Source organism: Klenkia taihuensis (genome assembly GCF_900112525.1).
Lineage (GTDB): Bacteria > Actinomycetota > Actinomycetes > Mycobacteriales > Geodermatophilaceae > Klenkia > Klenkia taihuensis.
This window is the reverse complement of record NZ_FOMD01000004.1, coordinates 32,704-46,652: the sequence shown is the minus strand read 5'-3', so window position 1 is coordinate 46,652 and position 13,949 is coordinate 32,704. Positions and strand designations below refer to the sequence as shown.

The window sequence follows — 13,949 nt, the reverse complement described above, 5'->3', positions numbered from 1 at the left end:
GCCGTCGGGTCAGCCGCGCAGGGTGGCCAGCAGCTCCCGGACCGCGGACCGGCCGGCGCGGTTGGCGCCGATCGTGCTGGCCGAGGGGCCGTAGCCGACCAGGTGCAGCCGGGGCTCGGCGACCACCCGGGTGCCCTCGACGACGATCCCGCCGCCGGGGGCCCGCAGGTGCAGCGGTGCCAGGTGGTCCAGCGCCGCCCGGAACCCGGTCGCCCACAGCACCACGTCGACGGCCAGCTCCCCGGCCGGGTCGTCCCACGCCACCCCGGTCGGCGTCATCCGGTCGAACGCCGGCCGCCGGTCGAGCACGCCGCGCTCCCGGGCCCGGCGGACCTCCTCGGTGACCGGCAGCCCGGTCACGCCCACCACGCTGCCCGGCGGCAACCCCGCCCGGACCCGTTCCTCGACCATCGCGACGGCGGCCCGGCCGGCGTCGGCGTCGAAGTCCTCGGTGCGCCAGACCGGGGGCCGGCGGGTGACCCAGGTGGTCCGGGTGACCTCGGCGACCTCCACCAGCAGCTGCAGCGCGGAGATGCCACCGCCGACGACGAGCACGTGCTGCCCGGCGAAGTCGGCGGCCTCGGTGAACTGGGCGGCGTGCAGCTGCCGGCCGCGGAAGGTCTCCCGGCCCGGGTAGGCGGGCCAGAACGGCCGCGACCAGGTGCCGGTGGCGTTGACCAGCCCGCGGGCGGTCCAGGTGCCCCCGGTCGTGGCCAGGGCGAACCCGTCGTGCGTGCGGGTCACCCGGCGGACCGCCACGGGGCGGCGCACCGGCAGGTCGAAGGTCCGCTCGTAGTCGGCGAAGTAGCGGGCCATGGCCACCGAGGCGCGCTCGGCGGGGTCGCCGGCCAGCGGCATCCCGGGCAGGTCGGCGATGCCGTTGGCGCGGTCCAGCCGCAGCGAGGCCCACCGGTGCTGCCACGCCCCGCCGGGTGCCGCGTCGGCGTCCAGCACGACGAAGTCGGCGCCCTCGCGGCGCAGCTGGTAGGCCGCGGACAACCCGGCCTGCCCGGCCCCGACGACGACCACCTCCGCGTGCACGCCCGCCCCAACGCGGGCGGGCCCGGCCTCATGCCCGGCGGGCCGCGACCACCAGCTCCGGCGACAGCGCGCCCGCCGACAGCAGCGCGCCCATCCGCTGCGCCTGCTGCAGCGAGTGCCGGTACCGCGGGTCCTCCCCGTGCCGGCGGGCGACCTCGGCGTCCACCGCGTCGGCGGCGTCCTGCCACCCGGGCGGGTTGTCGTGCAGGTCCGCCGTCGCCCGGTCGACGACGTCGAAGCCGGCGCCGTCGAGCAGCGCGGTGAGCTCGGCCGGCGTCGGGAAGGTGTTGCCGTCCGGTGGCGGCGCGGGCAGCTCGTCCACGACCTGCGCGAACACCAGCAGGCCGAGCCGGCCACCGGGCCGGAGCACCCGGTGCAGCTCGGCGAGCGCCCCGGCCTTGTCCGCGGTCGTGCACAGCACGCCGAGGCTCCACGCGGCGCCGGTGACCCGGTCGCGCAGCGGCAGCGCCTGGGCGAGGGCGACGGCCGAGGGGAGGCCGAACAGCCGGCGGGAGGCGTGCACGGCGCCGACCATCGGTTCCAGGCACACCGGCGCGACCTCGCGCTCGCCGGCCACCCACCGGGCCGGGCCGCCCACGCCGGCGCCGCTGTCGACCAGCAGGTCGCCGGGGGCCAGCTCCAGCCGGTCGGCCAGCCAGCGCAGCGACCCGACGCTGCCCGACCCGCGGCACCCCGCCGGGACCGCGTGCCCCGGGCCGAGTGCGCGGGCGGCCTCCTCGGTCCACGCCGCCGCGACGCCGAACTCGTCCTCCATCGCCTCGCTGTCCAGCTCGCTCACCGCTCCCCCTCCTGGATCCGTCGGGCCACCTCGGCCTTGACCCGGGCCCCGGCCAGCACGCCGCGGTCCGACGCCAGGCCGGACAGGTCCACCCCCACCACGCCGGGCACCGCCAGCAGCGCCCGCGCCTCGGCCACCGCGGCCGCGACCCCGGCCTCGACCGGGTCGGGGGCGGCCAGCACCCGGGTGACCGCGGCGTCGTCCAGGTGCAGCCCCGGGAAGGCCTGCAGCACCCGGGCCGACCGCTCGTCGGTGTAGACCGCGACCCCGGCGACGAACGGCAGCGTCGCGCCGGCCGCGCGGGCGGCCGCGACGAAACCGGCCACCCGGGCCGGCGTCGAGACGTGGTTGAGCACGCACACCGCCGCCCCGGCCCGCTGCTTGAGCGCCACCCGCCCCGGCCGGTCGGCCACCGGCACCGCCTCCGGCGACTCCGGCACGGCCGCCGCCAGCCCGGCCGCCGCCGCCAGCGCGGTCAGCCGCACCCCGTCGAGGTCGAACACCTGGGTCACCCCGGGCCGCACCCCCGGCCCGCGGCCGTCGCCGGTCACGCACAGCACGCCGTCCACCCCGACCCGGGCCAGCCCGACCAGCTCCTGCTCCAGCACCAGCCGGTTGCGGTCCCGGCAGGCCAGCGTCGTCCACGGCAGCCCGCCGGCGCCGAGCACCTCCTGGGCCAGCAGCACCGGCGGGAGGTCGGGCCGGTTCTGGTGCTCCCCCACCAGCACCGCGTCCACGGCACCGGCCAGCGCGCCGACGACCGCCCGCACCGAGGCGGGGTCGAACGGGGTCACGGTGAGGTCGGCCAGCACGACCGGGCCGGCCGCCGCGCGGTCCAGCAGCCCACCGGGGCGGGGTGCCGGGACCGGCAGCGGGTCCGGCCAGGCCGGCGCCGGTGCCGCCACGAAGGGGCAGGGGTGGTCGGCGAGCTCGCAGCGGGCGTCGTCGCGCACCCCGCCGCAGGGGCCGAAGACCATCCGCTTCGGGCACCCGGCGCGCTCCTGCGCGGCGGCCGTCGTCATCCCGGACCGCTGCCCGCCGCCGGGGAGGCTGAACCGCGCACCGACCCCGCGGTGTGCAATCGGACGCAGCATGTGTGCGGCCGGGGATCCCGGGCACCCAGTGCGGCGTGTCGGAAACAGCGGGCGTCCTCGGGTCGGCGGGTGCCGTCCCCGCCGGCTACGTGCACGTCGCCCAGCTCGGCACGCCCGGCCCGCGGTCGGCGGAGCTGCTCGCCCCCTGGCTGCAGCAGGCCCTCGCCGACGGCGGCACCGTCGTGCTCGCCTGCGCCCCCGACCTGCGCGCCCCGCTGCTGGACCGGCTGGGCGCCGACGCGGTGCACGTCGTGGACCCCGACGAGCTCGGCGGCCGGGCGCCCGACGCCATCGCGGGCCACACATCGCTGGTCGACAAGCTGACGACCGACGGCACCCGGCTGCACCTGGTCACCGACAGCGGCCGCACCTCCCTCGGCGTCCCGGCGTGGTTGCAGACCGAGGCGCTGCTCAACCACGTGCTCGCCGGCCGCTCGGTGGCGCACTACTGCGTGGTCGACCCCGGCCACCTCGGCGCCGACACCGACCGGGCCCTGTCCTGCCACCCGTGGTCCCTGACCGCCGACGGCGTGGTGCCCAACCCCGGTCGCAAGGACCCGGCGGAGGTGCTGCGGTCGCTGTGGTCGGCGCCGGGCCCCGACCCGCTGGAGGCCACGCCCCCGACCCTCGAGGTCGAGGACGTCGGCAGCCTGCGCCAGCTGCGCCGCGAGCTCACCGCCAGCCTGTCCGACGGGCCGCTGGACCCCGACGAGGCCGAGGACCTGGTGCTGGCCATCGACGAGGTGGTGGCCAACGCCGCCGAGCACGGCGTCCCGCCGGTCGACGTGCGCCTGTGGGTCACCGAGCAGCGGGTGCTGTGCGCGGTGGCCGACCGCGGCCACGGCTTCGACGAGCCGCTGGCCGGCTACGGCCCGGCGCACGGCGACGACCTGTCCGTGGGCGGGATGGGCCTGTGGCTGGCCCGCCGCGCGGTGGACCGGATGACCACCGCCCCGTTGGCCGACGGCGACGGCTGCGTCGTCCGGCTGGTCGTGGACCCCCGCCAGGAGGACTGACCCGGCTCAGGCCGCCGGCAGCAGCCCGCTCGCCTCGATGAGCCGCGCCTGCTCGCGGCACCAGGGCGACCAGGCGTCGCCCTCGTTGTCCTGCCGGGCCCGGAAGGCGCCCCAGTCCAGCAGCTCCCACTCCTCGACCTCGGCGGCCGCCGGGGCGGGGTCGCCGCGGAAGACGCCGGTGTAGACCGGGCAGATCTCGTTCTCCACGACGCCCTGGAACTCCGCGCGGTACCGGTAGTCCGGCAGCACCGGGGCCAGCCGGTCCACCCGCAGGCCCAGCTCGTCGGAGGCGCGGCGGGCGATGGCGCCGGCGTCGTCCTCGCCGGGGCCGGGGTGGCCGCAGACGGTGTTGGTCCACAGCCCGGGGAAGGTCTGCTTGGACAGCGCGCGGCGGGTGACCAGCAGCCGGCCGTCGTCGGCGAACAGGTAGGCGGAGAACGCGCGGTGCAGCGGGGTGTCCCCGTGGTGCACCAGCCGCTTGGGCATGGTCCCGATCTCGGTGCCGTCGTCGTCCAGCAGCACGATCAGCTCTTCGGGCATGGGATCAGGTTAGGCGGTGGTCAGGCGTCGAAGTCGACGGTGACCTCGGCGGACACCGGCACGGTCTGGCAGGTGAGCACGTAGCCCCTGGCCACCTCGTCGGGGTCCAGCGCGTAGTTGCGCCGCATCTCGACCTCGCCGGCGGTGACCTTGGCCCGACAGGTGCCGCACACCCCGCCCTTGCAGGCGAAGGGCAGGTCCGACCGCACCCGCTGCGCGCTGTCGAGCACCGGCACGCCCTGCTCCAGCGCCAGCGTGGTGGACCGGCCGTCGAGCACGATCGTCACCTGGCTGGACGGCCCGTCGACGGTCTGCTCGTCACCGCGCACCGGCTCCGGCGGGGCCCCGTCCCCCTCGTCGACGAAGAACAGCTCCTGGTGCACCCGCTCGCGCGGCACGCCCAGCTCGGCGAGCAGGTCGCGGGCCTCGGTGACCATGCCGTGCGGGCCGCACAGCCACCAGTGGTCGACCTCGGGGACGTCGACCAGCGCGCCGACCAGGGTGCGCAGCCGCTCGCCGTCCAGCCGGCCACTGGTGACCTCGGCGTCGCGGGGCTCGCGGGAGAGCACGTGCACCAGCTGCAGCCGGGACCCGTAGCGGTCCTTGAGGTCGGCCAGCTCGTCGGCGAACATCACCGTGCTGGTGCGCCGGTTGCCGTAGAACACCGTCACCGTCGACTCGCCGTCGCGCAGCACGGTGCCCGCCAGGCTCAGCGCCGGGGTGACCCCGGACCCGGCGACGACGAACACGTGGTCGGCCGGGGTGGACACGTCGGCGGTGAAGGTGCCCGAGGGCGGCAGGACGTCGATGACCTGGCCCGGGCGCACCTCGTTGACCAGCCACGAGGAGAAGTAGCCGCCGGGCACCTCGCGGACCCCGACCCGAGGGGCGTCGCCGACCGGCGCGCAGATGGAGTAGGACCGGCGCTCGTCGCGGTCGCCGTCCACCCGGCGCAGGGTCAGCGCCTGGCCGGGGGCGAAGGCGTAGTCCTCGGCGAGGGCGTCGGGCACGTCGAAGGTGACCGCGACGGCGTCGTCGGTGAGCTGCTCGACCCGGGCCACCGTGAGCGGGTGGAAGGTCGGACGGGTGCGCGCCACTAGATCTCCTTGACGTGCTCGAAGGGTTCGCGGCAGCTGCGGCAGCGGCGCAGCGCCTTGCAGGCGGTCCCGCTGAACTCGCTGAGCTCCTCGGTGTCGGCCGACCCGCACTCCGGGCAGGTCGCCGTCCGGCGGGTGGGGCCCAGGCTCAGCGGGATCGGGCCGGTGTGCCGCGGGGCGGCGCCGGGCGGGGCGATGCCGCCCGCGGCGAGCTTGCGGCGGCCCTCCTCGCTGATCCAGTCGGTGGACCACGGCGGGGACAGCACGGTGCGGACGTCGACGTCGGCGAACCCGGCCCGGTGCAGCGCGTGCACGAGGTCGGCGCGCATGACGCCCATCGCCGGGCAGCCGGAGTAGGTGGGGGTGATCTCCACGACCACCTGGTCGCCCTCGGTGCGCACGTCGCGCAGCACGCCGAGGTCGGCGAGGGTGAGCATCGGCAGCTCGGGGTCGGTGACCGTCTCGGCGACCGCCCGCGGGTCGGCCAGCGTGCTCACCAGGTGGCCGCCGGGTGCTCCCGGGCCAGGCCCTGCAGGGTGGCCAGCAGGGGCGCTAGCTCGTCGGTGTGCTCCCCCGCCCGGCCCGGCGACGGCCGGTCGGCCGGCCAGTCCGGCACGGTCAGGGTGGCCCGCTCGACCACCATGGTGAGGACGTCGCGCACCTCGTCGCGGGTGTCCGCGGGGTCGACGGCGACACCCTGCTCCACCAGCCGGCGCTCCACGTCGGTGGCGGTGAACAGGTCGGCGGTCAGCGGCCACACCGCGTCGACGCCGGCCTGCGCCCGGCGGTGGGACTCCTCGGTGCCGTCGCCCAGCCGGAGCACCCAGCGGGCGGCGTGGTCGCGGTGGTAGGTCAGCTCGGGCACGCCCTTGGCCGCGATCGCGCTGAGCACCGGGTCGCGGGACCCGCGCAGGTGGGCGACGAGCGCGAGCCGGGCGGTGCTGGCCACCAGCAGCCGGACCATCGTCTGCGCGAAGTCCCCGCCGTCGGCCTCGGCGAGGTGGTGGTTGACGAACTCGTCGGGGTCGCGGAAGTAGGCCAGCGCGTCCTCGTCGGGGATCGAGTCGGTGGCGTGCTCGCGGCTGCGGCCGAGCACCCCGCAGCTGCCCGCGCGCGCGAGCAGCAACCGGGCCTGGCCGAGCAGGTCCAGGCCGCAGTTGGCGATCGCGACCTCCTCCTCGAGCTCGGGTGCCCGGGTGGCCCACTCGGTGAGCCGCTGGCAGAGCACGAGGGCGTCGTCGCCGAGCATCAGGCAGTAGGCGCCCAGGTCGGCGGGGTCCACACCCTCGGGGACGGTGGTGTCGACGCCGGCCAGCGGGTCGTCGAAGCCGGTGCCGAACGCCCACTGGCCCTCGCCGCCGTGGGCGTGGTCCAGCGCGTCGTAGACGGTCTCCTCGTGCGCCAACGTTCTCCCTCACCCTCACGGCGTCACATGACGCTGACGAACCAGAACCAAGACGAAGTGGTGCGCAGCCGTCACATGACGGCCGCGCTGCCTCACATGTGGGGGACGTTCTCGGGGATCTCGTAGAACGTCGGGTGGCGGTAGACCTTGTCGCCGGCGGGGGCGAACATCGGGTCCTTCTCGTCCGGGCTGGACGCGGTGATGTCGCTGGCCCGCACGACCCAGATGCTCACGCCCTCGTTGCGGCGGGTGAACAGGTCGCGGGCGGCGTGCACGGCCATCTCGTCGTCGGGGGCGTGCAACGACCCGACGTGCACGTGGTTGAGCCCGCGCTTGCCGCGCACGAAGCACTCGTAGAGCGGCCAGTCCCTGCGGGCCGCGCCCGACGGCGAGGGGTGCGCGCCGCTGGGGACGTCGGGGCCGGTCGGGACGGCGCCGTGGCCCCCCTCGGCGGTGGTCTCGGTCATCGGGCGGCGTGCTTCGCGGCGTAGGCCGTGGCGGCCTCGGTCACCCACGCGTTGTCGTCGCGGGCGGCCCGGCGGCGGGTGATCCGCTCCTCGTTGCACGGGCCGTTGCCCGAGATGACCTGCTTGAACTCGGTCCAGTCGATCTGCCCGAAGCGGTACCGGCCGGTGGTCTCGTCCAGCGCCAGCTCGGGGTCGGGCAGCGTGACGCCCAGCGCCTGCGCCTGCGGGACCGACATGTCGACGAAGCGCTGGCGCAGCTCGTCGTTGCTGTGCCGCTTCACGCCCCAGGCCATCGACTGCGCCGAGTTGGGGCTGTCGTCGTCGGGCGGCCCGAACATCATGAGCGAGGGCCACCACCAGCGGTCGACGGCGTCCTGCACCATCGCCCGCTGCTCGGGGGTGCCGCGCATCATCGTCATGAGCAGCTCGTAGCCCTGCCGCTGGTGGAAGGACTCCTCCTTGCAGACCCGGATCATGGCGCGGGCGTAGGGCCCGTAGCTGGACCGGCACAGCGGCACCTGGTTGCAGATGGCCGCGCCGTCGACCAGCCACCCGATGACGCCGCAGTCGGCGTAGGTGAGCGTCGGGTAGTTGAAGATCGAGGAGTACTTCTGCTTGCCGTTGACCAGCTTGTCGGTCAGGTCGGCGCGGTCGGCGCCGAGGGTCTCGGCCGCGGAGTAGAGGTACATGCCGTGGCCGGCCTCGTCCTGCACCTTGGCCAGCAGCACGGCCTTGCGGCGCAGCGACGGCGCCTTGAGCAGCCAGTCGCCCTCGGGCTGCATGCCGATGATCTCGGAGTGCGCGTGCTGGGCGATCTGGCGCACCAGGCCGGCGCGGTACTTCTCCGGCATCCAGTCGCGCGGCTCGATCCGGCGGTCGGCGGCGATGGTGGCGTCGAACTGCGCCTGCAGCTCGTCCTCGGTCGGGCGGACGGCGGTCGGTGCGGACATCGGCGAACCTCCTGCGGCATTTACTGACCATCCGGTCGGTAATGAGTGTGCCCCGGATGGCGACGGCGCACAACCCCGATGAGTCCGGGCGCGCCGGCCGGTCCCCACCGGCGACACCGCCGACACCCGGGAGCACGCCATGGGCCAGATCCACCTCGAGCTGTTCGCCACCCTCGACCTCGTCGGCCAGGCGCCGGGCGGGCCGGACGAGGACCCCGGCGGCGGGTTCACCTTCGGCGGCTGGCAGGCCCCGCTGATGAGCGAGGAGGGCGGCGCGCAGGTGCAGGCGTCCTACGCGGGCACCGACGCCCTCCTGCTGGGCCGCCGGACCTACGACGTCTTCGCCGCGTACTGGCCCCTGCAGGAGGGCCCGTTCGCCGAGCTGTTCAACGCCGTCCCCAAGTACGTGGCCTCCCGGCGCGACCCGGAGCTGACCTGGGCCGGGTCCACCCTGCTCGGCCCCGACCTGCCGGCCGCCGTCCGCGAGGTGCGCGAGCGGCACGAGGTGGTCAAGGTGGTCGGCAGCCTGGACCTGGTGCAGACCCTGCTGCGGGAGAAGCTGTTCGACGAGCTGCACCTGTGGCTGCACCCGATCACCCTCGGCACCGGCAAGAAGGTGTTCGCCGACGGCACCGTGCCGACAGTTCTCCGCCTGCTCGACCCGCCCGCGGCCGCCACCCCGACCGGCAGCGTCCTGCTGCGCTACGGCCTGCTCGAGGGCACGCCCGCGACGGGCGACATGACCGCGGGTTGACAGCCGAGGTCGCCGGGTCTTGCATGACTGACCGAACGGTCAGTAATCCGCGAGCCCCGGGAGACCACGTGACGACGACGTCCGCAGCGCAGCGCCTCGGCGAGGCCCCCGACCCGGCCCTGCTCGACCCGGCCGAGCGGATGGGCACCGACGAGCTGCGCGCCCTGCAGCTGGACCGGCTGCAGTGGACGCTCCGGCACGCCTACGAGAACGTCCCGCACTACCGCCGGGCCTTCGACGCCCACGGCGTGCACCCCGACGACTGCCGCGAGCTCGCCGACATCGCGAAGTTCCCGACGACGTCCAAGGCCGACCTGCGGGAGAACTACCCCTTCGGCATGTTCGCCGTCCCGCAGGACCAGGTCGCCCGGGTGCACGCCAGCTCGGGCACCACCGGCAAGCCCACCGTGGTCGGCTACACCCGGCACGACATCGACACCTGGGCCGCCGTCATGGCCCGCTCCATCCGCGCCGCCGGCGGGCGCAGCGGGGACGTGCTGCACAACGCCTACGGCTACGGCCTGTTCACCGGCGGCCTGGGCGCCCACTACGGCGCCGAGGCGCTGGGCTGCACCGTCGTCCCGGTCTCGGGCGGCATGACCCCGCGCCAGGTGCAGCTCATCGGCGACTTCGGGCCCCGCATCATCATGGTCACGCCCAGCTACATGTTGGCTCTTGTCGACGAGTTCGAGCGGCAGGGCCTGGACCCGCGGGCGAGCTCCCTGCAGATCGGCATCTTCGGCGCCGAGCCCTGGACCGAGCAGATGCGCCGCGAGGTCGAGGACCGCCTGGACATCCACGCGGTCGACATCTACGGCCTGTCCGAGGTGATGGGCCCCGGCGTCAGCCAGGAGTGCGTGGAGACCAAGGACGGCCTGCACGTCTGGGAGGACCACTTCCTGCCCGAGGTCGTCGACCCGGTGACCGCCGCCCCGCTGGCCGACGGCGAGGAGGGCGAGCTGCTGTTCACCTCGCTGACCAAGGAGGCGCTGCCGATCATCCGGTACCGCACCCGCGACCTGACCCGGCTGCTGCCGGGCACCGCGCGGCCGGGCATGCGCCGGATGCAGAAGGTCACCGGCCGCACCGACGACATGATCATCCTGCGCGGGGTGAACCTGTTCCCGACCCAGATCGAGGAGGTCGTGCTGCGCACCCCGGGGCTGTCCCCGCACTTCGCGCTCGAGCTGACCACCCGCGGCCGGATGGACCACCTGGTCGTCTCGGTCGAGGCCCGCCCCGACTGCCCGGCCGACCGGCGCGCCCCCGCCGCCGGCGAGGTGCAGGTGGGCCTGAAGGAGACCGTCGGCACCAGCGTGGAGGTGGTCGTGGTCGACCCCGAGACGCTGCCCCGGTCGATGGGCAAGCTGCAGCGGCTGACCGACAAGCGCAGCCGGTGACCGCACCCGCCCGGCGGGGGCGGCCCGGCCACTCGGTCGACTCGCTGCTGGACACCGCCGTCGCGGTGTTCATCGAGCGCGGCTACGAGGCGACCTCGATGGACGCCCTGGCCGAGCGGCTCGGGGTCACGAAGTCCGCCATCTACCACCACGTCCGCTCCAAGACCGAGCTGCTCGAGCTGGCCCTGGACCGCGCGCTGGACGGCCTGTTCGCGGTGCTGGCCGACGCCGGCACCGGCCCCGCCGTCGACCGGCTGGAGGCCGTCGTCCGCGGGTCGGTCCGGGTGCTGACCAGCGAGCTGCCCTTCGTCACCCTGCTGCTGCGGGTGCGCGGCAACTCCGAGGTGGAGTCCCGCGCCCTGCAGCGCCGCCGCGAGTTCGACCGGGCGGTCACCGAGCTGGTCCGCGCCTGCGTCGCCGAGGGGTCGGTCCGCCCGGACGTCGACCCCGCCCTGACCAGCCGGTTGCTGTTCGGCACCGTCAACTCCCTCACCGAGTGGTACCGCCCCGACGGCGGCCTCTCCGCCGACGACCTGGCCGACGGCCTGGTCACCACCCTGTTCTCCGGACTGCGCAACCAACCCGCCCCTCCACCCCAACGGAGCACCCCGTGACCGCACCGCTGCTCGAGAGCTACGTCGCCGGCCGCTGGTGGGCCTCGGCCGACGAGGGCACCCCGCTGCCCGACGCCGTCACCGGCGAGACCGTCGCCCGGATCGGCAGCCGCGGCCTGGACGTCGGCGCGATGGTCACCCACGCCCGCACCGTCGGCGGCCCGGCGCTGCGGGAGCTGACCTTCCACCAGCGGGCCGCGCTGCTCAAGGCGCTGGGCCTGCACCTGATGGGCCGCAAGGACGAGTTCGCGGCGCTGTCCCACCGCACCGGCGCCACCGACGCCGACAACCTGGTCGACATCGACGGCGGGTTCGGGACGGTGCTCTCCTACGCCTCCACCGGCCGCCGCGAGCTGCCCGACGACGTGCTGGTGCTCGACGGCCCGCCGACGCCCCTGGGCCGCGGCGGCACCTTCCTCGGCCAGCACGTGTACACCTCGCTGACCGGCGTCGCGGTGCAGATCAACGCCTTCAACTTCCCGGTCTGGGGCATGCTCGAGAAGCTCGCCCCGGCCTTCCTCGCCGGCATGCCGACCATCGTCAAGCCCGCCTCGCAGACCGCCTACCTGACCGAGGCGGTGTTCCGGGCGGTCGTGGAGAGCGGCCTGCTGCCCGAGGGGTCGGTGCAGCTGCTGGCCGGGTCGGCGTCGGGGCTGCTGGACCACCTCGACGGCCAGGACCTCGTCGGGTTCACCGGCTCGGCGTCCACCGCCGCGCTGCTGCGCGCGCACCCCGCGGTGACCGAGCGCGCCGTCCGGTTCAACGCCGAGGCCGACTCGCTCAACTGCTCGGTGCTCGGCCCCGACGCCGGCCCCGGCACCCCGGAGTTCGACCTGTTCGTCGACGGCGTGGTCACCGAGATGACGGTCAAGGCCGGCCAGAAGTGCACCGCGATCCGCCGCGCGATCGTGCCCCGCCGGCACGCCGACGCCGTCGTCGAGGCGCTGCGGGCCGCGCTCGAGGACGTCGTCGTCGGCGCCCCCGGGGCGGACGGCGTGACCATGGGCGCGCTGGCCTCGCGGGACCAGCGCGACGAGGTCCTGCGGGCCGTCGAGCGGCTGCGCACCCACGCCGACCTGGTGGTCGGCGACCCGGCCGACTTCGCGGTGGTCGGCGCCGACCGCGAGCGCGGCGCCTTCCTGCCGCCGATGCTGCTGCGCTGCGACGACCCGGCCGCCCCCGAGCCGCACGACGTCGAGGCCTTCGGCCCCGTGTCGACGGTGCTGACCTACGACGGCGTGGCCGACGCCGTGGCGCTGGCCCGCCGCGGGCAGGGGTCGCTGGTGGCCTCGCTGGTCACCCACGACCCGGCCGTCGCGCGGGAGTTCGTGCTGGGTGCGGGCTCGGCGCACGGCCGCGTGCACGTGCTGGACCGCGACGACGCCCGCGAGTCCACCGGCCACGGGTCACCGCTGCCGGTGCTGGTGCACGGCGGCCCGGGGCGGGCCGGCGGCGGCGAGGAGCTCGGCGGCGTCCGCGGCGTGCTGCACCACATGCAGCGCACCGCCGTCCAGGGCTCCCCCGACGTGCTGACCGGCGTCGGCCGGCGCTGGGTCACCGGCGCGACGCGGGCCGACGACGGCGTGCACCCCTTCCGCAAGTCGCTGGCTCAGCTGCGGATCGGGGACTCGGTGACGGCGGGCCCGCGGGAGATCACGCTCGCGGACGTGGAACACTTCGCGCACTTCACGGGTGACACGTTCTACGCGCACATGGACGAGCAGGCCGCCGCGGCCAACCCGCTGTTCGGCGGCCGCGTGGCGCACGGCTACCTGATCCTGAGCTGGGCCGCCGGCCTGTTCGTCGACCCCGACCCGGGCCCGGTGCTGGCGAACTACGGGGTGGACGACCTGCGGTTCCTCACCCCGGTCAAGCCGGGCGAGCAGGTGACGGTGACGCTCACGTGCAAGCAGATCACCCCGCGCGGCGGCGCCGACCACGGCGAGGTGCGGTGGGACGCCGTGGTCGTGGACTCGCAGGGGAGCCCGGTGGCGACCTACGACGTCCTGACGATGGTCGCCAAGACCTGGCCCCCCGCCTAGGGCAGCTCGTCGAGCGGGGGCAGGGTCCAGTCGACCGGCTCCCCGCCCCGCTCGGCCAGCAGCCCGTTCACCCGGCTGAACGGCTTGGAGCCGAAGAAGCCGCGGGACGCCGACAGCGGCGACGGGTGCGGCGAGGCGACGAAGGGCACCGACCCCAGGTGGGGTTCCAGGCCCTGCGCGTCCTTGCCCCACAGGATCGCCGCCACCGGCTGCCCCGCGGCGGCCCGCTCGACCAGCACCGCGATGGCGTGCGCGGTGACGTGCTCCCAGCCCTGGCCGCGGTGCGAGGCAGGAGCACCGGGGCGGACCGTGAGCGCGCGGTTGAGCAGCATCACCCCGCGGTCGCGCCACGGGGTGAGGTCGCCGTGCTGCGCGGGCTCGACCCCGAGGTCGTCGCGCAGCTCCCTGTAGATGTTGACCAGCGACTTCGGCAGCGGCCGGACGTGCCGGTCCACGGCGAAGCTCAGCCCGATCGGGTGCCCCGGCGTCGGGTAGGGGTCCTGGCCCACGACCAGCACCCGGACGTCGGCCAGCGGCGCCTGGAACGCGCGGAACACGTGGTCGCCGTGCGGCAGGTAGGGCCGGCCCGCGGCGACCTCGTCGCGCAGGAACTGCCCGAGCGCGGTGATCCGGTCCTCGACGGGGGCCATCGCCTCCGCCCAGTCCGGCGCCATCAGTCCCCGGTCGACCAGCCCGCTCAGCGCACCCACCCCCGGGACCCTACGAGGGG

General features: G+C 75.4%; 15 protein-coding genes. 5 read left to right on the top strand and 10 right to left on the bottom strand.

Annotated features, from left to right (window positions below; translation table 11 throughout):
* Positions 1-9 precede the first annotated feature (9 nt).
* Genes BM158_RS16125 through BM158_RS16115 form a run of 3 tightly spaced genes read right to left on the bottom strand, consistent with a single transcriptional unit; the run spans position 10 to position 2,862 of the window.
* Positions 10-1,041 carry an FAD-dependent oxidoreductase gene (locus BM158_RS16125; RefSeq protein WP_091561597.1) on the bottom strand — a complete coding sequence of 344 codons (1,032 nt, stop codon included), beginning with the start codon at positions 1,039-1,041 and terminating at the stop codon, positions 10-12.
* Positions 1,042-1,069: 28 nt separating this feature from the next.
* Complete coding sequence (locus tag BM158_RS16120) at positions 1,070-1,840, bottom strand: class I SAM-dependent methyltransferase (protein WP_229827843.1); 771 nt, start codon at positions 1,838-1,840, stop codon at positions 1,070-1,072.
* Complete coding sequence (locus BM158_RS16115; RefSeq protein WP_091561594.1) at positions 1,837-2,862, bottom strand: methylenetetrahydrofolate reductase C-terminal domain-containing protein; 1,026 nt, start codon at positions 2,860-2,862, stop codon at positions 1,837-1,839. Before BM158_RS16115 ends, BM158_RS16120 begins: the two co-directional genes overlap by 4 nt.
* A 107-nt stretch (positions 2,863-2,969) precedes the next feature.
* Here BM158_RS16115 and BM158_RS16110 point away from each other — a divergent pair, with 107 nt between their 5' ends.
* Positions 2,970-3,950, top strand: a complete 981-nt coding sequence (locus tag BM158_RS16110; RefSeq protein ID WP_165628977.1) for an ATP-binding protein — start codon at positions 2,970-2,972, stop codon at positions 3,948-3,950.
* A gap of 6 nt (positions 3,951-3,956) precedes the next feature.
* On the opposite strand, the gene idi is transcribed toward BM158_RS16110, so the two are convergent.
* From idi to paaA, 6 genes are all read right to left on the bottom strand, one after another.
* Positions 3,957-4,490 (bottom strand): isopentenyl-diphosphate Delta-isomerase, encoded by a 534-nt coding sequence (idi, locus tag BM158_RS16105; RefSeq protein WP_091561589.1) that lies wholly within the window; start codon positions 4,488-4,490, stop codon positions 3,957-3,959.
* Between the two features lie 20 nt (positions 4,491-4,510).
* A complete protein-coding gene (gene paaE / locus BM158_RS16100) occupies positions 4,511-5,587 on the bottom strand; it encodes a 1,2-phenylacetyl-CoA epoxidase subunit PaaE (protein ID WP_207506699.1) in 1,077 nt (358 codons plus the stop codon).
* Complete coding sequence (paaD, locus tag BM158_RS16095; protein ID WP_229827844.1) at positions 5,587-6,084, bottom strand: 1,2-phenylacetyl-CoA epoxidase subunit PaaD; 498 nt, start codon at positions 6,082-6,084, stop codon at positions 5,587-5,589. The genes paaE and paaD overlap by 1 nt, the downstream gene beginning before the upstream one ends.
* The gene (gene paaC / locus BM158_RS16090; RefSeq protein ID WP_091561585.1) at positions 6,081-6,992 is read right to left on the bottom strand and encodes a 1,2-phenylacetyl-CoA epoxidase subunit PaaC; all 912 of its coding nucleotides are present in this window, start codon (positions 6,990-6,992) and stop codon (positions 6,081-6,083) included. The genes paaD and paaC overlap by 4 nt, the downstream gene beginning before the upstream one ends.
* A 92-nt stretch (positions 6,993-7,084) precedes the next feature.
* Positions 7,085-7,459 carry a 1,2-phenylacetyl-CoA epoxidase subunit PaaB gene (paaB, locus tag BM158_RS16085; RefSeq protein ID WP_091561582.1) on the bottom strand — a complete coding sequence of 125 codons (375 nt, stop codon included), beginning with the start codon at positions 7,457-7,459 and terminating at the stop codon, positions 7,085-7,087.
* Positions 7,456-8,409 carry a 1,2-phenylacetyl-CoA epoxidase subunit PaaA gene (paaA, locus tag BM158_RS16080; protein ID WP_091561578.1) on the bottom strand — a complete coding sequence of 318 codons (954 nt, stop codon included), beginning with the start codon at positions 8,407-8,409 and terminating at the stop codon, positions 7,456-7,458. Before paaA ends, paaB begins: the two co-directional genes overlap by 4 nt.
* A 139-nt stretch (positions 8,410-8,548) precedes the next feature.
* Between paaA and BM158_RS16075 the strand changes: the two genes are divergently transcribed.
* From BM158_RS16075 to paaZ, 4 genes are all read left to right on the top strand, one after another.
* The gene (locus BM158_RS16075) at positions 8,549-9,163 is read left to right on the top strand and encodes a dihydrofolate reductase family protein (RefSeq protein WP_091561575.1); all 615 of its coding nucleotides are present in this window, start codon (positions 8,549-8,551) and stop codon (positions 9,161-9,163) included.
* A gap of 68 nt (positions 9,164-9,231) precedes the next feature.
* The gene (gene paaK, locus BM158_RS16070; RefSeq protein ID WP_229827845.1) at positions 9,232-10,563 is read left to right on the top strand and encodes a phenylacetate--CoA ligase PaaK; all 1,332 of its coding nucleotides are present in this window, start codon (positions 9,232-9,234) and stop codon (positions 10,561-10,563) included.
* The gene (locus BM158_RS16065; protein ID WP_091561568.1) at positions 10,560-11,177 is read left to right on the top strand and encodes a TetR/AcrR family transcriptional regulator; all 618 of its coding nucleotides are present in this window, start codon (positions 10,560-10,562) and stop codon (positions 11,175-11,177) included. The genes paaK and BM158_RS16065 overlap by 4 nt, the downstream gene beginning before the upstream one ends.
* The gene (gene paaZ, locus BM158_RS16060) at positions 11,174-13,219 is read left to right on the top strand and encodes a phenylacetic acid degradation bifunctional protein PaaZ (RefSeq protein ID WP_091561565.1); all 2,046 of its coding nucleotides are present in this window, start codon (positions 11,174-11,176) and stop codon (positions 13,217-13,219) included. The genes BM158_RS16065 and paaZ overlap by 4 nt, the downstream gene beginning before the upstream one ends.
* Here paaZ and BM158_RS16055 read toward each other — a convergent pair.
* Positions 13,216-13,929: a uracil-DNA glycosylase gene (locus BM158_RS16055; RefSeq protein ID WP_229827846.1), complete on the bottom strand. Its 714-nt coding sequence runs from the start codon at positions 13,927-13,929 to the stop codon at positions 13,216-13,218. The two genes, paaZ and BM158_RS16055, sit on opposite strands and share 4 nt — an antisense overlap.
* Positions 13,930-13,949: the final 20 nt, after the last annotated feature.